Here is a 20,572-nt window from a genome sequence, read left to right as displayed (position 1 = left end):
CTCACGGGGCGCGGCCCGCGCTCATTGCGGCAGGACGCGGGCGCCCTCGCCGCTGCCTTCGATGTAGACGCGCTGCCCGACGCGCAGGCCCGGGTTGATCGGCTGGGTCACCGTCACCAGCACGCCGCTCTTGGTGCGGACGATGATCTGCTGGCCCGGCTGCGGGCGGTCATAGCGCTTGGCGACCTGCGCCCCGGCGATGGTGCCGCCGATGGTGCCGAGGACCATCGCAACGTCGCGGCCGGTGCCGCCCCCGATCAAGCTGCCGATACCCAGGCCGGTGAGGCCGCCGACGACGGCGCCCACGCCCGTGTGCGCATCACTCTGTATGTCCGCCGGCATGATCTGCTCGATCACGCCCTGGCGCACCTCCATCGACCCGGATTGGGAACCGGGCGCCGCGCAGGCTGCCAGCACGAGGGCCAAAGCGATGGCTGCGATGCGAGAGAAAAGTTGGCTCATGATGAGTTCGCTCCTTTTGAAGTTGTTGAATCAGCCAATGGGTTCATGGGCGTTTCAGCCGCAGACCCGTCACCAGGAACGTCAGCCCCAACGCCAGGGCGAAGATGCCGACGAGCATTCGTCGACCGTCGACGGTCGAGAATCCGAACATCAGGGCGACGCCGAAGGCCAGCGTGCATGCGCTCGCGATGGCAGCGGGCGTGGCCCCCGAGCGCGGCCCCTCGGGCGAGGCGCCGCGGTTCATCAGCACGAAGACCAATCCGACGATGCCCAGCGCAATGCAGACCGTGATGAGCGTGCCGAAGAATGCGACGGCGCCGACGATGCGCGCCTCGAGGTTCGGATAGGCGAAGAGCACCACGCCGACCACGACGCGCATCAGGGCGTCGGCCAGCACCAGGGCGAAGAGCCATCTCGCGGGTGGGTACCGGTTCAGGGCGAAGGCCAGCAACAGGCCGATGATGCCGTCGACGAGGCCATAGACGCCGTTGCGTCCGAGCAGGTGCTGCAACTGCGCCGATGCGGGCGCCGCCAACAGATACAGCGCGAAGAGCACGCCGAGGGCTCCCCGGGCCAGCAGGACGGATCGCACGTTCATGATGGCTCCCGCTCAGCCGGCATACGGCCCGACCACCTTCCAGGGCGTGGTCTTGACGGTGCTCTTGTCCGTGTTCCTGCAGAAGATGTATCCGCCCGCGTTGTGCATGGAGCCGTGGCGGTTCTCGATGCGCGCCAGCCTGCATCCGGCGCGAGCCTGCGGGTCCTTCTCCGGCGTGACGCTGCCGCTGTTGGGCGTGCCGGGGTTCTCCCATTTGACCGTGACGCCGTCCTGGCCGGTCTCCAGGGTGCGGTTGATCGTCTTCGTCATCAGGTCGATGTCGGCCTGCTTGAACTGGACGATCGGCGTGTCGCGCAACCCGTTGTAGATGGTCCACGGCCTGGCCGCGGACGGCACCGGGGCAACCGTCGCCGCAGCGGCAGCCGCGACGATGACCGCCCACTTCATTCCCTCGTTGACTCGCATGATGGGCTCCTCATTTCGGCAGAATGAAATTGATCTGGAAGCGCACGAACCAATCCGAGGCATTGTCCGGCCGGATGACGTTGTAGCCGGCACCGGCCACGAAATTCATCGGAACGAAGGTCTCGGGCTTGACCAGTAGCGAATACGACACGCCCAGCGGCACTGTCCAGCGTTGGCTCGATCGTTTTTCATCCCAGTTCGACGTGATGATGCCGATGTACCCGATCGACTGCTTCGAGTCCAGCCTGTAGCTGACGATTGGCTGCAGCGAGAAGGCGTTGACGTCGGGCCGGTTGCCGTCGCCCGCGAAGGACCACACCTGCGTCACCAGTGCGCCGACGCTCCATGGACCGGACTCCTTCAGCGCAACCACGGCCGGCCCGATGGACCACTTGCCCTGGCCCAGGCGATCGTCGGAGGCCGTGGGCATGACCAGGGCGGGCCCCACGCCCCAGATCAGCCCGCCCGCGCCTGGCGGCGGCGCCAGGAACCCCTCGTACGTGATGTCTCCCAGCCCGTTCACACGGTCCTGCCCCGTCAGCACGGCCGGATTCGACAGCAGCGGCACGATGGCGCGGTTGATCAGCGACCAGCCACCGTCGAGCTTGACGGGATAGACCGGCTGGATGTTGAGCGTGTGCTGCGGCCTGCTGAACGGCCCGGTGTTGAAATTGGTCGTCCACTGGAACGGCAGCGTGACGATGTCGGCGACCGGATTGACGAGTTGCTTTTGAAGCTCGTCGTCGCTCTGCTGGGCCCATGCACCGCAGCCGGCGACGAGCGATGCCATTGGCACGGCCATCCGCAAGCGGCGACCGGCGAGCGGCACGGCATTCTTCACGGCGAGGACAGTGTTCGATGCATGACAGACCCATCTTGGGGTGTGCCCGCGAAAGCTGCAAATTGGCCCGATGGGCAAGCGCTTCTGCACCTTGGGGCAACTCCTGCACGGTTTGCCGGACGCCGGAAGGCGGCATCTCCTTCGTGCAATCGCGACGCCTTGAATCGAAAGGCGAGCCTCGTCCGCAATAGTTCACATGGCCGATGGCGCGCCAGGCGGACGCCCGCTTAGGATGAAGCGCGCGAGCAAAGAGAGTTATCGGATTCAGGGGTCATATGAGAGCGCATCTCGAAATCGGAGCCTTCGTTGCAGTGTGGGCCATCGCCGTCCCGTTGACGGCCAACGCCCAGCCGGCGGGTGGCATGGTGCCCGTGCTTTCCGGCGAACAACAGGAGGCCGACTACCGCGTCATAGCCGCGCGCTGCGGCACGCCGGCGTACGAGAAGGCCTTCTTCAAGCAGTCGAAGGCTGCTGTCGCCGCCGGCCTGGTCTCGAAGAACCGCAACCCGGCGGAAGTCGAGAAGACCATCACGGCGCTCCGGCGCAGTCCCTTTGTCCTCGTCGCGGCGCCGGCCGATTGCGGCGATCAACTGAAGATGCTCGCGGAACTCCGCACGAGCCGCAGCAGCCTTCTCAAGACAAGACGCGCCCAGTGAGCCGGCCTCCGGCGGACCTGCACGCGAAGTCCGTGATGTAAGCCGCCGTGCGCGGCACGGATCGGCCACTTCCTACGCCCGAGATTCCCGCACCGGCGCATCAAGCTCCTGGCGCCAGGCACGTCGTCCGGCGCATCGGAAATCAGGAGGCATCCATGCGCATATCTCGCGGACTCGAATCTCGGGCAGGAACAACGCACACCTGGGCCTGGCTTGCGGCGGGCATCGCCATCGCCGGTGGACTCGCCGCCTGTGGCGGCGGAGGGCACGGGGGCGGCGGCTTCCCGATCGTTCCCCCGGGACAGGCCAAGCTCAGCTGCGACGATTCGATCAAGACGCGCTTCACGCCGGATCCGCTCACGCAGGTCCTGCTCGTCAAGTCGTTCAAGACGGGCGATCCGCTGCTGCTGTCGGGCACGGCCACGGCCAACACCCCCGTGGCGACGAGCGACGTATGCGTCGTGAAGCTCCTGGTCGGCCCCGGCAATCCGGGACCCTCGGATGCGCCCTCGACCTCGCAGGGCATCGGCATCGAGGTCTGGCTTCCCAGCGAGAGCAAATGGAACCAACGCATCCACGTGAAGGGCGGCGGCGGCTGGGCCGGCGGCGTGCACACGTCGCTGACAGCGCTCGCGGGCATCTCGGGCGGCACCTCCGGCGCACCGGCGACGACCGCGATGGTCGAAGGCGCAGTCTCCGCGAGCACCGACACCGGCCACGCCAACACGGCCAACGGCGGCTCGTTCGCCATGAACCCGGACGGCTCGATCAACACCGTGCTCTGGAACGACTTCGCGCAGCGCGGCATCCACGAGATGGCGGTCAAGACCAAGGCACTGACGCAGGCCTACTACGGAACGGCGGCGAAGCGCGCCTACTGGAACGGCTTCTCGACGGGCGGCCGACAGGGCCACATGGAGGCACAGGCCAATCCGGCGGACTTCGACGGCATCCTGGCCGGCGCGCCCGCCATCAACTGGACCAAGTTCATCACCTCGGAGCTGTATCCGCAGATCGTCTACCAGCGCGACCTCGGCGGCGTGGCCCTGACCAGCGGGCAGGCAGCCGCACTGGGCAACGCGGCGATCAACGCCTGCGACGCGGTGGGCAACCGGCATCTGGGCTACATCCCCGATCCGTTCCAGTGCCGCTACGACCCGACGCAGGACCTCAATGTGATCTGCCAGTCGAGCGGCGGCAACGCGCCGTCGGGCGACTGCGTCACGCAGGTGCAGGCCGTGGCCATGAACAAGATCTGGTACGGACAGACGGCCGACGGCTCGGTGCCCTCGCCTTCGACCGACAACGGCACCGCCCTCGAACCGCTGGGACCTCAGCGCTGGTACGGCCTCACGCGCGGGACGAACGTCGCCGGCCTCGCCGGACCGACGCCCTTCACCATCGCGAGCGACCTGGTTGCGCTGGAACTGCAGGACGCCAGCTACGCGTCGACCAACTTCATCAATGCCACCCGCAACGGCGTGGACCGCTGGAAGACGCTGTCGTACCTCGACCTGTCGAATGCCTACGACCGGGGCGTGGCGCTGCAGACCTCGTTCGCCAACATCAACACGGACGACAACAACCTGGCGGCGTTCGCGGCGCGTGGCGGCAAGATGCTCGTCTATCACGGCCTGTCGGACACGCTCATTCCGCCGCAGGGCACGCTCAACTATTACCACCGGCTGACGGGGCAGATGGGCGGCGATGCAGTGGTCAAGAACTTCTACAGGCTGTTCTTCGTCCCCGGCATGGCGCACGGCTTCTCGAACGGCACCACCAATCCGGCTGCGAATCCGCCGCTGCCGACCATCGACCAGCTCTACCTGGCCCTCACGACCTGGGTGGAACAGGACCAGCCGCCGAGCCGGATCGACATCTCGTCCCCGGTGAACGCTGCCAATCCGACCGCCACCTCACGGCCCATCTGCATGCATCCGCAGAAGGCCGTCTTCGTGGGCACGGACCCGCTGGTCGCGAGTTCGTACAACTGCACCTGAGGGCCGTGTCTTCGCGAACCGGCTAGAGCCCGCCGTAGACGCTTTCGTCGGGCTCGGCCCGGTCGTGTTGCTTGGCCGCCGTCCGCAGGCTCATGACCCACAGCCGCGCGTGGCGCTGCTCGCGGCTCTCGAAGCGTTCGGTGAAGCGCCGTATGCCCGGTCGCTCGATGGCGGCGATGGTCATCCAGTCCGTACCGCCGAACGAGTCGGCATCGCTGCTTCGTTCGACCAGCGCCGGCCGCAACGACATCACCCATTCCGTGGGAACGCGCGGATCGCGGTCCAGCATTCGCAATGCGATCTTTGCGGCCTTGGGGCTGAGCGCCTGTACCTTGTGCAGGTGGAAATCGACATCCATGGGGCACCGTCCTTTTGAGACACACTAGGATACATGTGTATCAAAATGACGCAATAGGGTGCCAACTAGGATCCGCCACCTTCCATGCGCTTGTATTCGTTGCGCTTCATCGTGAGGTAGTCATTCCGCTCTACCTCGTGGAGCTGACGAGCGTAGCGCTCGGTGCTGTCGAACCAGGTCGCGAGCCGCGCCGGCAGCTGCTTGGCATCCGGTGCGCCCAGGTAGGCATCGATCGCGAGGTAGTAGCGCATCGTGTTGCGCTCCACCACGCCGCGCACGCCGCCGACGTAGTCCTGCTCGCCCGACGCATTGGTGCCGGTGGTGGTGAAGCCGACCTTGTCGCTGCCGATCGTCGCGAGATAGCCCTGCATGGCGATGCGCGCCGCCGTGCCGTACGCATAGCTGTACCCGAGGTGGATGAAGGTCTTGCCGCCGTCCAGCGGGGTCGCCTCCAACTCGATGCGGTAGTCGCGGGTGGAGAGCGGGCCCTTGTCGGCGCTCAGGCGAGCGCTGAAGTAGTCCGGCGACACGGTCGCCGGCTGCCAGACGAAGTCGACCTTCTGCGCCTCCGACAACGGCTGGTCGAACTTGCGGCCGACCGCCACCGCCACGGTCTTGGCGCTGTCCGTCTCGCGCACCGCGCAGTGCTTGGTGTTCAGGTGCAGCATGAGCACTTCGCACCATCCGGCGGGCTTGCTGAGTGCGCCACTGACCTGGTCAAAGGGATAGGCCACCACGGCGAAGATGTTGCCGCTCAACTGGCCGGACGCCTCGGTGGATTCGAGTACCAGCGGGCGACCGAAGATGTTCTTCTCGAGCTGGCTCTTCACCGAGGCATGCTTGGCCTGCATGGCCGCGGCGCTTCCCAGTTGCGTCTGCGCCAGCGCCAGGGCCGGCAGCAGCAGCAACCAGACCCAGAGCACGGCCCGGCGAATCGTCGCGTGATTCATGATGCCGCGCATTGTCACGCGGTATCGCGCATCTGGCTAGCGGAACCTCGCGGACGACCGCCCGCCGTCAGACCGCCATGATCGACACGGCCTTGGTGACGAGGTACGCCTCCATGGCTTCCGGTCCGCCTTCGGAGCCGTAGCCCGAGTCCTTCACGCCGCCGAAGGGCATCTCGGGCGACGGGGCGGCCGGCTGGTTGATCCACAGCATGCCGACTTCCATCTGCTGCGACAGCAGGTGCGCGTTTTTGATCGACTGGGTGAAGGCGTAGCCGGCCAGGCCGTAGGGCAGGCGGTTCGCTTCCTTGATCGCTTCCTCGAGCGTGTCGAAGCCGCGGATGGCCGCGATCGGGCCGAAGGGCTCATTGTTGAACACGTCGGCTTCCAGCGAGACATCCGTGAGCACGGTGGGCGCGAAGAAGTTGCCGTCCGTTCCCACGCGCTCGCCGCCGGTGGCGACCTTGGCCCCGGTGGCGCGCGCATCGTCGAGCACCTTTGCCATCGCGCTGAGGCGCCGGGCGTTGGCCAGCGGGCCGAGCGTCGTGCCTTCGGCAAGGCCATCGCCGAGCTTCAGGCCTTCTGCGTGCTTGACCATCGCGCGCGCGAATTCGTCGCGGATGCTGTTGTGCACCAGGAAGCGCGTGGGCGAGATGCAGACCTGCCCCGCGTTGCGGAACTTGGCGCCGCCTGCCGCCTTGGCAGCGAGGGCGACGTCGGCATCGGCGGCGACGATCACCGGGGCATGGCCGCCGAGTTCCATCGTCGCGCGCTTCATGTGCGCGCCCGCCAGCGCAGCGAGTTGCTTGCCCACTGGCGTGGAGCCGGTGAAGGTCACCTTGCGGATGATTGGATGCGGAATCAGGTAGCTGGAGATTTCGGCCGGATCGCCGAACACCAGGCCGACCGTGCCCTTGGGCACGCCGGCGTCGACAAAGGCCTGCAGCAGCGCGGCAGGCGAAGCCGGGGTTTCCTCCGGCGCCTTGACGAGGAAGGAGCAGCCGCTCGCCAGCGCGGCGCCCAGCTTGCGCACGATCTGGTTGATCGGGAAGTTCCACGGCGTGAAGGCGGCGACCGGACCCAGCGGCTCCTTGATCACCAGCTGCTGTGCCGAGAGATTGCGCGAGGGCACGATCCGCCCGTAGACGCGGCGGCCTTCGTCGGCGAACCACTCGATGATGTCGGCGCCGGCCAGCACTTCGCCGCGCGCTTCGACGAAGGGCTTGCCCTGCTCCTGCGTGAGGATGCGGCCGATGTCGGCGGCGCGTTCGCGCAGCAGGCTGGCGGCCTTGCGCATGGTCGTTGCGCGCTCGTTGGCCGGGATCCGGCGCCAGGCTTCGAAGCCGCGCTGCGCAGCGTCGAGGGCGCGGTCCAGGTCGGGGATGCCGGCGTGCGCGACCTTGCCGATGGGCTTGCCGGTCGCGGGATTGATCACGTTCTGGGTCTTGCCGCTCGCGGCGTCGCACCACTCGCCGTCGATCAGGAGGCGGGTGTCGGGATAGCTGGGGGTCGTCATGCGAGGTCCTTGAATGCTCTGAGGGTGGATCGAATCGCACGATCCTAGCGCCCTTTCTCGAACGACCCGCCCGACCCGGACTAGCTGGGCCTGCGCCTTGCCTCGGCCGCCTGAGCCTCCGCCCGCACCCAATAGAACTGCCGCGGCACAGGCATGGACGGCGCCCTCATGCGCCGCGTCGGAGTGAGGCGGATCGAGCCCTCCACCGAGCAGTAGAGCGGCTCGCCTTCCGGAAGCGTCCGGTGGGCGTCGAGCATCGAGCGCAGCGAGATCTCGGCGCTGTCGCACCAGGGGTCCATCGACCGGACGATGAACAACTCGCGCGTGGCGATCAACTGGCTGGGAAAGGCCGAATCGGCTTCCAGGCCCGGCGAGCCGATGCCCTTCCACGTCGCATCGACGTCGAAGGCCAGCATCACCGCGTCGGGCGTCTCCATCCCATGGAGCGATCCGCTCTGGGCGGCGGCAAGCCACCCCAGCAACTGCGGGGTGAGGTCGAAGCGCACCGAGGCCGAAGCCTTGGCCCCGGGCACGTCAACGAACACGCTGCGCGACGTGCGCAGCGCGGCCTCGGCCTTGAGTTGCTGCCTCCGCCTCCGCGACGAGCGCACGTGGGCGACCGCCACCAGCCCGGCCACGGGGCCGGCTGCGGCGAGCACCTTGAGCGCGTCGATGCCATAGCCGGACAGCGTCATGCCAATGGTCCCGCCTGAATACCGACATGCCTCTTTCCGACTCTCACGCTCACTCCTCACGGGGCAGGCTCGTCCGATACGACGAGTTGCTTGCACGCGATGGGTATATCGGCGGGGTTTGCGGAAACTTGAGGCGAGACCGAACGGTGGCAGCGGCGACGCGGCGCGGGTCATTCCGCGATGAAGGCCACGGGCCGCGGCGTGATGGAATCCGCGATGTCCACCCAGCCGCCGCCCATCGCCTGGTAGACATTGACGACCTGCGTGTAGCGGTCGGTCGTCAACGCCACCGATGCGAGTTCGGCGGCGAAGAGTTCGGTCTCGGCCACCAGCACTTCGAGATAGCCGATCAGGCCGCTCTCGAACTTCAGCCGTGACAGCCGGGCGAACTCCCGCAGCGCACGCACCCGTTCGCGCTGCAGGGCCACGCCCTCGATCGTCTTCTGCGAGCCGGTGAGCGCGTCGTTGGTGTCGCGGAACGCGTTCAGGATGGTCTGCCGGTAGACCAGTTCCGCCTGCTCCTTCTGCGCCTCGGCCGACTTCACCTGCCCTTCGATCGCCCCGAAGGTGAAGATCGGACCGGTCAGGCCCGCTGCCACCTGCCACGCGGTTGCGGGGCCCGACAGGAAGTTGCCGGCAGCGGTGCTGGTCGATCCGTAGGCGCCGGTCAGCGAGATGCTCGGGTAATAGAGCGCACGGGCCGCACCGATGCTGGCATTGGCGGCCACGAGGTTCTGCTCGGCCTGCAGGATGTCGGGCCGCCGCCGCAGCAGCGTCGAAGGCAGATCGGCAGGAATGAGCGGCGCGGCGAGTTGTTCGATAGTCCTGCCGCGCGGAATCGGGCCCGGATTGCGGCCGAGCAGGATCGAGATCCGGTTCTCCACCGCGGCAATCTGCTGCTCGATGGCCGGGATGGCAGTGAGCGCCTGCTGGTACTGCGAGCGCACCTGGGCCACTTCGGTCTTCGACACCACGCCGGATTTGAAGCGCAGGTCGAAGATGCGCACCGTCTCGCCGAAATTCGCGGCAGTGGCGGCGGCGATCTCGCGCTGCCGGTCCAGGCCGCGCAATGCCAGGTAGCTGGTCGCGACGCCCGCCACCAGCGTAAGCACCACGCCGCGCTGCGCCTGCTCGCTCGCGTAGACCTGCGCCTGCGCGGCTTCGCTCAGGCGCCGCACGCGGCCGAAGAGATCGATCTGCCAGGTGGCGCCCAGGGCAGCCTGGTAGAGCGAGAAGTAGGGGTCGGCCCCGGCGGGGATCGGCGGCTGCCCTTCCCGGCTCGCCCGGGTGCGGCTCGCCGCGCCGCTGTAGCCGATCTGCGGGTAGGCCTGCGAGTTGGTCACGCCGAGCGTGCCGATGAACTGGTCGACCCGCGCCGCCGCGACACGCACGTCGAGATTTTCGCGCAGCGCCGTTTCGATCAGTTCGTTCAGCACGGGGTCGCCGAACTGCTCCCACCACTTCGTGTTCGCAACCTCGGCCGCCTTGGGGTAGTCGATGCGCCACGCCGTCGGCGGCTCCACCGTGGGTCGCACGTAGTTCGGGCCGACGGTGCAGCCGGTGAAGGAGAGAGCGGCGGCGACCAGCGCTGCGACCGTGTACGTCCTCATGGCGTTTTCCTCGATGAATCAGGGATGGTGGGCATGTCAGGCCAGGAGCGCCCAGCCGAACAGCAATGACACTGCCAGCAACGCGATGCTGGCGACGGGCCAGCGCCGAAGGAAGGTGTCGCTGCGTTCGAACTGCGCAGCCGTCGCGCCGCATGCCCCTTGCAGATGGCCCAGTGCGACGCCCAGGTCGCCGGCCGGAATTCGCGGCAGATGCCGGCCCACCCGGTCCAAGACGACGGCCAGCGCGGCACCGATCAGTACCGGCCACAGCGCCGACCAGAGCGCGGCCGGGGCCAGCGCGTCGGGCCGCACGTCGCCCGGGATCGCCAGGTAGAACGCCCACGGCAGCGCCACCGAAACCACCGCCATCGCAAGCCACGACACGATGAACACGGCCGGCGCACGCGCATCGGGGACCGGTGCCGCATCGGCGATCAGGCGGCGAACGAAATGGATCATCAGCAGCGCGGAGGCCACCGAGGAAACGATGGCCACGGTGCCGGCAAGGCCGTCGCCCAGGATGTCCTTCGCCGCGTACTTGGTCAAGGCGCCGCCGGTCAACGTCAAGCCGGCCAGCCCCAGCCCGATCACCGCGGCAGGAACGAGCATCGGCCACAGGCGCCGGCGGCCCGTGAGGGCAACCACGCCGACGGCCAGGAACAAGGCCCCCTTCACCAGCAGATGGTGCGCGGCGTAGAAGGCCGCGATCATCGGGGTCGAACCGTCGCCCACGGCCAGGCCCATGCCGATCAGCGCGACGACGAACCCCATCTGGCTCACGCTGGAGTACGCGAGCACGACCTTCGGGCGCGTCTGCGTGATGCCGATCGCGACGCCGTAGAGCGCGCCCACCATGCCGATCGCCGCGAGCGGAAAGCCAAAATCCGGAAGCGCGACGTCGAGCGGCAAGAAGCGGATCAACGCGATGACGCTGGCCTTGACCACGGCGCCGCTCATCACCGCGGCGCCCGGAATGGGCGCGGCGCCGTACGCCACCGGCATCCAGAAGTGCAGCGGCACCAGCCCCGCCTTCATGCCCAGGCCGATGAGCAGCAGCACGAGCGTAACGTCCCGCGTGGGTGACGTAGGCAATGCGGCTGCGGCATCGCGAATCAGCAGGCTCCCCTCCGGCGTGGCTTGCGCCAGGAGGATGAGGCCCGCGAGCAGGAATGCCTCCGCCAGCAAGGCGAGTCCCAGGTACAGCGCGCTGGCACGCAAGGCATCCGGCCCCTCGCCTTGCAGCACGAGCCCGCTCGCGCCCACACTCAGCACGGCCAGCAAAAAGTAGAAGGCGATCAGGTCGGCCGCCAGGAACACGCCGACGCAGCCGGTCAGCGTCATCAGCCAGCAGACGATGAACCCGTTGCCGTCCGGCCGGTCGCGCAGATAGCGCGCCGCGTAAAGCCCCGCCAGACTCCACAGCACCGCCGCGACGGCAAGCAGCATCGCGCCCGGGGCATCGAGCGTGAACGTCATCGCGTAGCCCGGGTTGCCGATGATCAGCGCGGAATCGTCGCCCGCGAAGAAGGCGGCCACCAGCGCGGGGAGCGGAGCCAGCGGCAAGAGCGCGGGCATCCGGCGGCGCAGGCCCGGCATCGCGCAGGCCAGCAGCAGCACCAGCGGAACGGCGATGGCGGCGGCCAGCAACCCCGCGGCACCGAGGAAGATGACGAGCAGGCTGGCAGACCCGATGATCATCGCGCCCCCGCCAGCGGCATGTAGGAACGGCCGATCTGCGTCATGTCGACCGGGCTCAGCGCTGCCACGCCGAGCAGGAATGAACACAGCGCCAACGCCAGCACGGCCAGTTGCTGGTAGCGCGGAACGCGCACCTTCGGCACCCAGCCGGCCTCCGCCGGCGTCATCGCGCGCACGACGACGAGGAACACGTAGGCGCTCGTCAACAGCCCCCCCGCGAGCATCACCAGCACCCACCACCATTGCGCGGTCGCGATCGCCGCCGACAGCAGCAGCCACTTCGCGAGAAAGCCACCCGAGGGCGGCAGCCCGATCAGCGACGCGCCGCCGAGCGCGAAGGCGACTATCGTCATCGGCAGCGCGCGCCCTGCCCCGCGCAGGTCCGCGACACGGTCGTGCCCGAGCGTCGAGTAGATGAGCCCGGCGGCCATGAACATCGCGGCCTTCGCCGTCGCGTGCGAGATGGCCTGCAGCATGCCGCCGCTGACGGTCGACGCGCTGTCGAGCTGCGCGGCGTCCATGCCGAAGACCAGCGGGAACATCAGGAAGAGATAGCCGATCTGCGCAACGGTCGAATAGGCGATCAGCAGCTTGAGGCGGGCCTGCCGCAATGCCACGACATTGCCGACCAGGATCGCCGCGCCGCCCAGCGCGGCCAGCAGCTGCGCGGAGGGCCAGGTCACGACATTGGCGAAGACGTCGAGCCACAGGCGCACCACCAGGAACCACGCGCCCTTGATCACCAGCGCGGAAAGCACGGCGCTTGCCGCAGCGGGTGCGCCGGCATGCGCGGGCGGCAGCCACAGGTGCAGGGGGAAGAGCGCGGTCTTCGCGAGCAGGCCGGCCGTCATCAGCGCGGCGGCGGCCCATGTCAGCGGCTCGGGGCGGACGCTCGCGGCCAGGAGCGAGATGTCCAGCGTGCCGTAGGCGCCATACAGCAGGAAGGCCCCCAGCAGATACAGCATGGAACCCAGCAGCGCATACACCAGGTAGCGCAGCGCGGCCTGCAGGGTCTCGCCCCGGCCATCGAGGCTGACCAGCGGAACGCCGGCGAAGGTCAGCAGTTCGAGCGCGACATAAAGCGTGAACACGTCGCCGCTCACGAAGACCAGGTTGAGCGAACCCCACACCGCGAGCAGCAGCAGCCAGAACATGAACGGCGCCCGCGCCTCGCGGACGCCCTTCGGTGTGCCGAGATCGCCGCAGGCATAGATGCCGATCACGCCGATCACGACCGCGACGGCCACCAGCATGACGACCGACAGCCCGTCCGCGCGCAGCGCCACGCCGAGCGGCGGCGTCCAGCCGCCAAGCAGGTAGACGAGCGCATCGCCGGTCTGAAGCAGTGCGTGGGCGATTCCGAACGCGATGCCGAGCCCGAGCAAGAGCGTGACCATGGCGACCCGCTGTGCATTGCGCCCCCCCAGGACCAGCCCGACGAGCACGCCCACGAACGGCACCAGCACCGCCAGCACGAGCCAGAGGCCGCCGGGTGTCGTCAGGTCCATCGACGCGGAAGCGGGCACCTAGACCTCCCCATCGGCAGCTTTCGCCTGGGGTGGCAGATCGCCGGACAACGTGACCGAACCCGCTTCCTCGAACAGCCGCAACAGCAGCGCCACGGCGAGCGCGGAGGCGGCGAAGGCAACGACGATGGCCGTGATCAGCAGCGCCTGCGGCACCGGATCGCCATTCATCCCGGCGGCCGCGCCCCGGCGCGCGATCACGGCGCACACGACGAAGATGCCGTTGCCGATCAGGTTGAAGGCGAGGATCTTGCGTAGCGGCTGCGGGTTGACGATGAGGCCGTACACGCCGAGACCGACGAGCACCGCGGCGCACAGTCCGAACAGCGTGGTCGGGCTCATTGCGCGACCTCCATGCTCGGCACTGCGGCGCGAGCTTGCCTGGAGCGGTCCGGCGCTGCGCTCATGGCGGTGTCGACCGTTGCGGCGCGCCGGCCAGCAGCAGGGCCAGCGTCATCGCCAGCGAGGGCATCAGCGCCACTTCGATGACCACGATGAGCGGCTTGGCGTAGCCTTCCGGATAGGCGAGGAACGCACCCGCGATGGCAACGCCCGTGAAGCCGATGGCGATGAACACCGCCGGCCCGGCCACCAGCACCGTGCGCAGCCAGGTGCGGCTGACGGGCGGCGCATCGGCCAGCCCCGCCATCATCACCAGCAGCCACATCGCCGCGAGAATCGTCGCGCCCTGGAATTTGCCGCCCGGATCATCGGCACCCACCCAGAGGATGTAGATGGCGACGACGATGCCGATGGGAGGCAGCACGCGTGCGAAGTACGCGAGGATGCCGTTGGGGTCCGCCGGCTGCGCAGGGCCGGGACGACCGCCCCACGCGCGGTCCGGCGCCAGCGACCACACGCCCACCAGCGCGAACAGCAGCACGACGGCTTCGAGCAATGTATCCATCGCGCGGAACGACAGCAGCACTGCGGTGATCGGATTGCCGACGCCGGTCGAGGCGATGTTGGCCGCCACCTGCGGTGCGAGCGTCGGCGAAGGCTCGGGCAGCGCGAGCACGCAGACTGCGATCACGCCGGCCACGGTGATGGCAGCCAACGCGGCCAGCACGCGCGTGGGCAGCCCCGGGAGATCGGCGCGCGCCGTGGCCTCCGTCCGGCGCAGCCGCGACGCGGCGCCGACCAGCAGCGCACCGGTCAGGCCGGCGCCGATCGCGGCTTCGGTCATCGCCACGTCGATCGCCGACAACTGGAGCCACACCAGCGTGAGGAGCAGTCCATAGGGAATGAATCCGGCAACCGCCGCGAAGGTGTCGCGCGCGAAGACGGTCCACGCCGCCAGCCCGAGGAACAGCAGTGCCAGCGCGGTGTTCAGGGTCAGGCTCATGGCTTGGGCCCCTCGCGGCGCACGGCGCGCGCAATGAGTTGGGACACCGTCGCCGACCCCAGGAGGACGAGGAACCAGACGAGCACCAGCTTGCAGGCGGTCGAGAGGCTGTCCACCTGCGGGAGCAACCCCAGCACGACGAGACCGAGCCCCAGGTTGTCGGCCTTGGTCAGCGCATGAAGCCGCGTGAAGGTGTCGGGAAAACGCAGCAGGCCCACACTGCCGGCAAGAAAGAAGAACGCCCCCGCGCAGATCGCGACGATGGTGAAGATATCGGCGACGACGTTCGTGGTCATCCGTCGCTCCCCGCATCGTCCCGCACGGTGGTGGCCCCGGCTTTCACGAAGGCGATGGCGGCGAAGGCCGCGAGGATCGACAGCGTCAGCACCACGTCGATGACCGCGTCCATGTCGATCGCCGCGCCCGCAAGCAGCAGGGCCGCGATGCCCCCGGTGCCGAAGAGCTGCACGGCCATCATGCGATCGACGTTGCCCGGCCCGCGCAGGATGCAGACCAGGCCCAGCGCGACCATCGCCAGCACGAAGGCAGTCGCGCCGATCAGGAAGCTAGTCATGGCCCTCCCCCACCACCAGCGCCTTGGTCAGCAACTGTTCCTCTTCGGCCATGTGCTGCGCGAGCGGCTGGTCCATGTCCAGGCAGTGATAGACGATGGCCGTTTCGGTCTCGCCGACCGGCACGGAGCCCGGCAGCAGGCTCATGATCGAGGCGAACTCGTTGCGTGCCAGCCCCGGCGGAAAGCCCACCGGCGCCGAGACGAATCCCGGCCGCATCGGCATGCCCGGATCGAGCGCGCGGCGGGCCACGTCAATGCCGGCCAGCACCGACTGCCACAGGAAATGCGGCACGAACCCCAGCAGCGCGCGGAAGCGCACGTGGCCCGCCTCGCGCGGGAGAAGGTGCAGGCTCGTCCAGGTCGCGGCGACGGTGGACAGCACGCCGAAACCGAGGTCGGCCGGCTTCACGCTCGGCATCAGCACGAGCCACAGCGCCAGGAACATCAGGCCACGCGTCAGCACGGTGCCGGCCAATGAGGGCGTGCGCGTCATGAGGGCCCTCCTTCGGCGCCTGCGCAGACCAGATGCACGTCCATGCGGCTCAGCCGCTCGTACAGCCGCGTCTCCTCGCGGATCGGCCACCAGTCGTACAGGAAGATCTCCATCGGCCGCCACAAGGCGACCCAGCCGCCGATCACGAGGCTCTCCTGCACGAGCCGCGTGTAGCGCTCCTTGTCGAAAAGGCCCGCGATGAACTCGCCGACGAAGAAGGCGATCGCCAGGAACACGAGCCCGATCAGCAGGCTGATTCGGCCCAGCCGCAGCAGTCGCCGCATCTGGCGCCGGGTGGACAGTGCGCGCTGGCGGAAGTATTCGCCCACCGCATCGCGCAGCATCGAGGCCGACTCGGGCGTCGCGGTCCGGCCGTCAATGCGAACCACCAGCGCCATCGGCCGTGGCGCCGGCACCTCGCGGGCCCAGTCGACGATGTAGTCCTGCGCCTTGGGATCGAGGTCGCGCTCCCGGAACGGCGCGGGGTCCATCGAGTTGAAGAGTTGCCGCAGTTCCGCAACATGCAGTTCGAGCACCGCACGCCCTTCTGCGGCCGGGCTCCCCCCGGAGGGCAGTCCACTGGTCGCGGCGGATGCGGGAGTCGGAATCAAGCGAATGCTCCTCGTCCGTCACGCCGGATCGGTCGCGGGATCGAAGGCCTCGTCGCGCGGCGGCGGTTTCTCCTTGCCGAACACCGCCACGTACACCGTCGGCAGGAACACCAGCGTCAGCAGCGTGGCCACCAGCAGCCCGCCCATGATGGCGAAAGCCATCGAACCCCAGAACACGGTCGGCGCGATCGGGATCAGCCCCAGCACGGTCGATATCGACGTCAGCATCATCGGGCGCATGCGCGATGTGCCGGAGGCCATCACCGCATCGAGGACGCTCTGGCCCTCGGCGCGGTAGGTCTCGATCTGCACGATCAGGATCACCGCGTTCTTCGCGATCATCCCGATCAGCGCCAGGATGCCGAGGATCGCGACGAAGCCCAGCGGCCGGTTGAACAGCAGCAGCGTGAGAACCACGCCAATGAGCCCCAGCGGCATGATGCAGACCACCATCGCCAGCCGCCGGAAGCTCACCAGCAGCACCATCATGCTCACGAGCATCAGCACGATCATCAGCGGGACGACGGCATACACCGAGGCGCTCGACGCGGCGCTTTCCTCGAACAGACCGCCGGTCTCGACCTTGTAGCCCTTCGGCAGCCTGGCGTTGAACTCCACCATCCTCGGCGCGAGCTTCTCGACCACCTCGTCCGGCAGCACGCCGTGCACGACGTCGGCGCGGACGGTCAGCGTAGGCAAGCGGTTGCGCCGCCAGATGAGCGGAAGCTCCTGCTCCTCGGTGAAGGTCGCGAACTGGCTCAGCGGCACCATGCGCCCGGTCGGCGTGGGCACCTGCAGCGAACTCAGCGTCTGGAAGGACACGCGCTGATCGTCCGTGGCGCGGGCCACGACGTTGATGAGGTAGATGTCGTCGCGCACCTGCGTCACCGGCGATCCCGTGACTGCCGCGTTCAGGATGCCCGACAGCGTGCGCGTGCTCACGCCCAGCTGCCGCGCCTCGTCCTGGTTGATGTGCACCCGGACCTGCCGCGCGGGCTCCATCCAGTCGTAGTTGACGTGGCGCACGCGCGCATCCGAGCCCAGGACATCGGCCAGTTCGAGCGCGTACTTGCGCACCTGGTTCGCGTCCGGCCCGGTCACCCGGTATTGCAGCGGCCAGCCCACCGGCGGCCCCAGCTCGAGCGGAGACACGCGCGCCACCACGTCGGGGAACTGCTCCGCCAGCGCCTTCTCCAGCTTGAGCTGAAGCCTGTCGCGCGCATCGAGGTCCTTGGCGACCACGACGAACTGCGCGAAGAAGGGGTTGGCGAGCTGCACGTTGAGCGTGAGGATGAAGCGGATCGCGCCGCGCCCGACATAGGTGCTGAAGTGGTCCACGTCGGCGTCTTCCTTCAGCAGCGCCTCGAAGCGCTCCGCCTGGGCCTGCGTCGCATGGATCGAGGCGTTCTGCCGCAGGGTCATGTCGATCGTCAGTTCGGGACGGTCCGACGCAGGGAAGAATTGCCGCGGCACGAACTGCAGCAGGAAGATCGTCACCGCGAAGGCGGCGATGGTCAGCCCGATGGTCAGCCACTTCGCACGGATCGCGCCTCGCAGGAAGCTCCCGTAGATCTTGACCACCTTGCTCGGCTCGGGCGGCTCGGCATCGGGCTTGGGCGCCTTCAGGATCGCCTTGCCGACCAGCGGCGAGAAGATCACGGCGCCGAGCCACGACACGATGAGAGCGATGGCGACGACGGCGAAAATCGAGAAGGTGTATTCGCCCGCGGAACTCCGAGCGAAGCCGATGGGAACGAAGCTCGAGATGGACACCAGCGTGCCGATCAGCATCGGCGCGGCGAGCGTGCGGTAGGCGAAGGTCGCGGCCTGGTCCTTGGTATCGCCGGCTGCGAGGCGATTGATCATCGCGTCGACAGTGGTCATCGCGTCGTCCACCAGCAGGGTCAGCGCGATGATCAGCGCGCCCAGCGAGACGCGGTGCAGGTCGATGTTCAGCACGTCCATGATGGCAAACACGATCGCCAGCGTGAGCGGGATCGACAGCGCCACCACCGTGCCGGGCCGCACGCCCAGGCTCACGAAGCTGCACACCAGGATGATGATGATGGCCTGCCACAACGAGGCCATGAAGTCGTTGATGGCGACGTCGACCGTGACCGCCTGGTCCGCGACCAGCGTGGGCTGGATGCCGTGCGGCAGGTTCGCCGTGATGTCGACCATCTCGGCGCGGATGTTGTTGCCGAGCGCCAGGATGTCCCCGGCATCGCGCATCGCGATCGCCAGCCCGATCGCCGGCTTTCCGTTGACGCGGAACATCGGCTGCGGCGGATCGACGAAGCCGCGCCGTACGGTCGCGATGTCGCCCAGGCGGATGATGCGGTTGCCGACGACGAGGTTGACGGCCTCGATGTCGCGCTCCGAATCGAAGGCGCCGGTGACGCGCATGAACACGCGCTCCTGCTCGGTCTGGATGGTGCCGGCCGGTCGCACGATGTTCTGCGCCTGCAGCGCGCCGACGATGGTCGGATAGTCGAGGCGCAGGCCCGCGAGGCGCTCGGTCGAGAACTCGATGTAGATCTGCTCGTCCTGCGCGCCCATGACCTCGATCTTCGAGACGTCGGGCACCTGCAGCAGGCGCGAGCGGGCGGACTCGACGTAGTCGCGAAGCTCGCGGAAAGTGAAGCCGTCCGCCGTGAACGCGTAGATGATCCCGAAGGTGCTGCCGAAGTCGTCGTTGAAGAAGGGCCCGACCACGCCGGCCGGCAAGGTCTGCCGCATGTCGCCGATGTTCCTGCGCACCTGGTACCAGATGTCCGGCACCTCGCCTGGCGGCGTCGACTGCTTCAGGTCGACGAATATCGTCGTCTGGCCGGCCACCGTGTAGCTGCGCACGCGGTCGAGATGGTTGGTCTCCTGCAGCGTACGTTCGAGCCGCTCGGTGACCTGCTGCAGTGTTTCGTCCACGGTGGCGCCGGGCCAGCCTGCCGCCACCACCATAGTGCGGAAGGTGAAGACCGGGTCCTCCGCGCGCCCCAGGCGGATGAAGGACAGCGTGCCCGCGATCACCGCGATGATCATCAGGAAGATCACCAGCGAGCGCTTGGAGAGCGCCCACTCCGACAGGTTCGGGCCGATCACTGCGCGGCCTCGAGCATCCGGACCTTCTGGCCGGGCCGCAGCGCCTGCACGCCCGCGGTCACGACCACATCGCCGGGCGCCAGCCCCGAGGTGACCTGGACCCGCGCGGCGTCATAGGCCCGCACCTCGATCGCGCGGGCCGAGACCGTGCCCGCCTTCGGATCGACCACCCACACGGAGGCGCTCTTGCCCGATCGCGTCAGCGCCGAGGCAGGTATGTCGATGGCGGGAGCGCTGTCGAGCTTCATGCGCCCGTTCACCGTCGTTCCCAGGCGCATCGCGGTGGGCGCGTTGATCAGCCGGACCCTGACGCTGAACGTGCCGGTCACCGGATCGGCGCGGGGCGAGACCTCGCGCACCTGGCCCTTGGCAATGATGTTCGGATCGCTCACCAGCGAGACGGTGATCTCGGGATCCGAAGGCGCGCTGTTCTTGACTTGCGCGGGCACGTCGAAGACCGCATCGCGCGCGCCCTCGCGCGCCACCTGGATGATCATCCGCCCCGCCTGCACCACCTCTCCCGGTTCGGGTCCGCGTGCCGTCACGATGCCGGACACGTCGGAGACCAGCCGTGTGTAGCTCAGCCGGTTCTGGGCGAGCGTGACCAGCGACTGGGCGGACTCGACCTGCGACTGCGCCACCTTCAGCAGCGCCTCGGCCTGCTCGAACGACGCGCGCGAAACCGCGTCCTCCTTGAGCAGATCCCGCAGCCGCCTGTGGTTGTTGCGGGCCTCCACGCTCTGCGCCTGCGCCGCCGTCAGTTGCGCCCTCGCGGATTGCAGGCTGCTTTCCTCATTCAGCGGATCGAGGCGAGCCAGCACCTGGCCGGGCTTCACCCGGTCGCCGATCTCGACGTTGCGCTCGACCAGCCTTCCATCGATGCGAAACGACTGGTTGATCTCGGTCTGCGCCTGCACGGTGCCCGTGAGGGTCACGATGTCACCGATCGAGCGCGTCTCGATCGTCATCACGCGGACTGGCCGGATCTCCGCCACCGGCGCCTCTTCGCCGCGCTTGCACGCCGAGAGCAGCGCCAGCGCCGCGAGTGCGAGGACGGTTGTCGTTCTGTGCAGATGGCCAACTCGCTGAACAGTGGATTTCACAGACACGGAGGTCG

21 protein-coding genes are annotated in these 20,572 nt (G+C 68.1%); 2 read left to right on the top strand and 19 right to left on the bottom strand.

Annotated features, from left to right (window positions below):
• Nucleotides 1–21: 21 nt before the first annotated feature.
• From QTH97_RS10945 to QTH97_RS10930, 4 genes are read right to left on the bottom strand one after another with little or no spacing between them, the layout of a single operon-like run.
• Entirely contained in the window at nt 22–462 is a 441-nt protein-coding gene (locus tag QTH97_RS10945; RefSeq protein ID WP_286568163.1) for an outer membrane lipoprotein, read from the bottom strand.
• Nucleotides 463–505: 43 nt separating this feature from the next.
• Complete coding sequence (locus QTH97_RS10940; RefSeq protein ID WP_286568162.1) at nt 506–1,060, bottom strand: hypothetical protein; 555 nt, start codon at nt 1,058–1,060, stop codon at nt 506–508.
• Nucleotides 1,061–1,072: 12 nt separating this feature from the next.
• The gene (locus QTH97_RS10935; protein WP_286568161.1) at nt 1,073–1,486 is read right to left on the bottom strand and encodes a hypothetical protein; all 414 of its coding nucleotides are present in this window, start codon (nt 1,484–1,486) and stop codon (nt 1,073–1,075) included.
• A gap of 10 nt (nt 1,487–1,496) precedes the next feature.
• The gene (locus QTH97_RS10930; protein WP_286568160.1) at nt 1,497–2,276 is read right to left on the bottom strand and encodes a transporter family protein; all 780 of its coding nucleotides are present in this window, start codon (nt 2,274–2,276) and stop codon (nt 1,497–1,499) included.
• Between the two features lie 326 nt (nt 2,277–2,602).
• Between QTH97_RS10930 and QTH97_RS10925 the strand changes: the two genes are divergently transcribed.
• Nucleotides 2,603–2,983, top strand: coding sequence for a hypothetical protein (locus QTH97_RS10925; RefSeq protein ID WP_286568159.1), 381 nt, complete (start codon nt 2,603–2,605; stop codon nt 2,981–2,983).
• Nucleotides 2,984–3,138: 155 nt separating this feature from the next.
• Nucleotides 3,139–4,983 (top strand): tannase/feruloyl esterase family alpha/beta hydrolase, encoded by a 1,845-nt coding sequence (locus QTH97_RS10920; protein WP_286568158.1) that lies wholly within the window; start codon nt 3,139–3,141, stop codon nt 4,981–4,983.
• A 22-nt stretch (nt 4,984–5,005) separates the two neighbouring features.
• On the opposite strand, the gene QTH97_RS10915 is transcribed toward QTH97_RS10920, so the two are convergent.
• The 15 genes from QTH97_RS10915 to QTH97_RS10845 all read right to left on the bottom strand — a co-directional run bounded on the left by QTH97_RS10915 (nt 5,006) and on the right by QTH97_RS10845 (nt 20,564).
• Nucleotides 5,006–5,341 carry a hypothetical protein gene (locus QTH97_RS10915; RefSeq protein WP_286568157.1) on the bottom strand — a complete coding sequence of 112 codons (336 nt, stop codon included), beginning with the start codon at nt 5,339–5,341 and terminating at the stop codon, nt 5,006–5,008.
• A gap of 65 nt (nt 5,342–5,406) precedes the next feature.
• Nucleotides 5,407–6,291 (bottom strand): hypothetical protein, encoded by an 885-nt coding sequence (locus QTH97_RS10910; RefSeq protein ID WP_286568156.1) that lies wholly within the window; start codon nt 6,289–6,291, stop codon nt 5,407–5,409.
• A 67-nt stretch (nt 6,292–6,358) separates the two neighbouring features.
• Nucleotides 6,359–7,804, bottom strand: a complete 1,446-nt coding sequence (locus QTH97_RS10905; RefSeq protein WP_286568155.1) for an NAD-dependent succinate-semialdehyde dehydrogenase — start codon at nt 7,802–7,804, stop codon at nt 6,359–6,361.
• Nucleotides 7,805–7,884: 80 nt separating this feature from the next.
• Entirely contained in the window at nt 7,885–8,499 is a 615-nt protein-coding gene (locus QTH97_RS10900; protein ID WP_286568154.1) for a hypothetical protein, read from the bottom strand.
• Between the two features lie 170 nt (nt 8,500–8,669).
• On the bottom strand, nt 8,670–10,109 hold the full coding sequence (locus QTH97_RS10895; RefSeq protein ID WP_286568153.1) for an efflux transporter outer membrane subunit: 1,440 nt from the start codon (nt 10,107–10,109) through the stop codon (nt 8,670–8,672).
• A gap of 36 nt (nt 10,110–10,145) precedes the next feature.
• Complete coding sequence (locus tag QTH97_RS10890) at nt 10,146–11,807, bottom strand: complex I subunit 5 family protein (protein WP_286568152.1); 1,662 nt, start codon at nt 11,805–11,807, stop codon at nt 10,146–10,148.
• Nucleotides 11,804–13,333, bottom strand: coding sequence for a complex I subunit 5 family protein (locus QTH97_RS10885; RefSeq protein ID WP_286568151.1), 1,530 nt, complete (start codon nt 13,331–13,333; stop codon nt 11,804–11,806). Before QTH97_RS10885 ends, QTH97_RS10890 begins: the two co-directional genes overlap by 4 nt.
• Nucleotides 13,334–13,675 carry an NADH-quinone oxidoreductase subunit K gene (locus QTH97_RS10880; RefSeq protein ID WP_286568150.1) on the bottom strand — a complete coding sequence of 114 codons (342 nt, stop codon included), beginning with the start codon at nt 13,673–13,675 and terminating at the stop codon, nt 13,334–13,336.
• Nucleotides 13,676–13,736: 61 nt separating this feature from the next.
• Nucleotides 13,737–14,678 (bottom strand): hydrogenase subunit MbhD domain-containing protein, encoded by a 942-nt coding sequence (locus QTH97_RS10875; protein ID WP_286568149.1) that lies wholly within the window; start codon nt 14,676–14,678, stop codon nt 13,737–13,739.
• The gene (locus QTH97_RS10870; RefSeq protein WP_286568148.1) at nt 14,675–14,974 is read right to left on the bottom strand and encodes a cation:proton antiporter; all 300 of its coding nucleotides are present in this window, start codon (nt 14,972–14,974) and stop codon (nt 14,675–14,677) included. The genes QTH97_RS10875 and QTH97_RS10870 overlap by 4 nt, the downstream gene beginning before the upstream one ends.
• Nucleotides 14,971–15,252: an MrpF/PhaF family protein gene (locus QTH97_RS10865; RefSeq protein WP_286568147.1), complete on the bottom strand. Its 282-nt coding sequence runs from the start codon at nt 15,250–15,252 to the stop codon at nt 14,971–14,973. The genes QTH97_RS10870 and QTH97_RS10865 overlap by 4 nt, the downstream gene beginning before the upstream one ends.
• Nucleotides 15,245–15,745, bottom strand: coding sequence for a Na+/H+ antiporter subunit E (locus QTH97_RS10860; RefSeq protein ID WP_286568146.1), 501 nt, complete (start codon nt 15,743–15,745; stop codon nt 15,245–15,247). Before QTH97_RS10860 ends, QTH97_RS10865 begins: the two co-directional genes overlap by 8 nt.
• On the bottom strand, nt 15,742–16,356 hold the full coding sequence (locus tag QTH97_RS10855) for a hypothetical protein (RefSeq protein ID WP_286568145.1): 615 nt from the start codon (nt 16,354–16,356) through the stop codon (nt 15,742–15,744). Before QTH97_RS10855 ends, QTH97_RS10860 begins: the two co-directional genes overlap by 4 nt.
• An 18-nt stretch (nt 16,357–16,374) precedes the next feature.
• Nucleotides 16,375–19,455 (bottom strand): efflux RND transporter permease subunit, encoded by a 3,081-nt coding sequence (locus QTH97_RS10850; RefSeq protein WP_286568144.1) that lies wholly within the window; start codon nt 19,453–19,455, stop codon nt 16,375–16,377.
• Nucleotides 19,452–20,564, bottom strand: coding sequence for an efflux RND transporter periplasmic adaptor subunit (locus tag QTH97_RS10845; RefSeq protein WP_286568143.1), 1,113 nt, complete (start codon nt 20,562–20,564; stop codon nt 19,452–19,454). The genes QTH97_RS10850 and QTH97_RS10845 overlap by 4 nt, the downstream gene beginning before the upstream one ends.
• Between the last annotated feature and the right edge of the window lie 8 nt (nt 20,565–20,572).

The sequence above is a fragment of the Variovorax gracilis genome, assembly GCF_030317115.1.
Classification (GTDB): Bacteria; Pseudomonadota; Gammaproteobacteria; order Burkholderiales; family Burkholderiaceae_C; genus Variovorax; species Variovorax gracilis.
The sequence above is the reverse complement of the archived record's forward strand: the minus strand, read 5'-3'. Positions and strand labels throughout refer to the sequence as shown.

Coding starts and splice junctions, on each gene's coding strand:
- QTH97_RS10920 (WP_286568158.1), top strand. CDS start 3,139: ATGCGCATATCTCGCGGACTCGAATCTCGGGCAGGAACAACGCACACC.
- QTH97_RS10860 (WP_286568146.1), bottom strand. CDS start 15,745: ATGACGCGCACGCCCTCATTGGCCGGCACCGTGCTGACGCGTGGCCTG.
- QTH97_RS10905 (WP_286568155.1), bottom strand. CDS start 7,804: ATGACGACCCCCAGCTATCCCGACACCCGCCTCCTGATCGACGGCGAG.
- QTH97_RS10945 (WP_286568163.1), bottom strand. CDS start 462: ATGAGCCAACTTTTCTCTCGCATCGCAGCCATCGCTTTGGCCCTCGTG.
- QTH97_RS10910 (WP_286568156.1), bottom strand. CDS start 6,291: ATGAATCACGCGACGATTCGCCGGGCCGTGCTCTGGGTCTGGTTGCTG.
- QTH97_RS10940 (WP_286568162.1), bottom strand. CDS start 1,060: ATGAACGTGCGATCCGTCCTGCTGGCCCGGGGAGCCCTCGGCGTGCTC.
- QTH97_RS10895 (WP_286568153.1), bottom strand. CDS start 10,109: ATGAGGACGTACACGGTCGCAGCGCTGGTCGCCGCCGCTCTCTCCTTC.
- QTH97_RS10890 (WP_286568152.1), bottom strand. CDS start 11,807: ATGATCATCGGGTCTGCCAGCCTGCTCGTCATCTTCCTCGGTGCCGCG.
- QTH97_RS10930 (WP_286568160.1), bottom strand. CDS start 2,276: ATGGCATCGCTCGTCGCCGGCTGCGGTGCATGGGCCCAGCAGAGCGAC.
- QTH97_RS10915 (WP_286568157.1), bottom strand. CDS start 5,341: ATGGATGTCGATTTCCACCTGCACAAGGTACAGGCGCTCAGCCCCAAG.
- QTH97_RS10870 (WP_286568148.1), bottom strand. CDS start 14,974: ATGACCACGAACGTCGTCGCCGATATCTTCACCATCGTCGCGATCTGC.
- QTH97_RS10925 (WP_286568159.1), top strand. CDS start 2,603: ATGAGAGCGCATCTCGAAATCGGAGCCTTCGTTGCAGTGTGGGCCATC.
- QTH97_RS10935 (WP_286568161.1), bottom strand. CDS start 1,486: ATGCGAGTCAACGAGGGAATGAAGTGGGCGGTCATCGTCGCGGCTGCC.
- QTH97_RS10880 (WP_286568150.1), bottom strand. CDS start 13,675: ATGAGCCCGACCACGCTGTTCGGACTGTGCGCCGCGGTGCTCGTCGGT.
- QTH97_RS10900 (WP_286568154.1), bottom strand. CDS start 8,499: ATGACGCTGTCCGGCTATGGCATCGACGCGCTCAAGGTGCTCGCCGCA.
- QTH97_RS10875 (WP_286568149.1), bottom strand. CDS start 14,678: ATGAGCCTGACCCTGAACACCGCGCTGGCACTGCTGTTCCTCGGGCTG.
- QTH97_RS10865 (WP_286568147.1), bottom strand. CDS start 15,252: ATGACTAGCTTCCTGATCGGCGCGACTGCCTTCGTGCTGGCGATGGTC.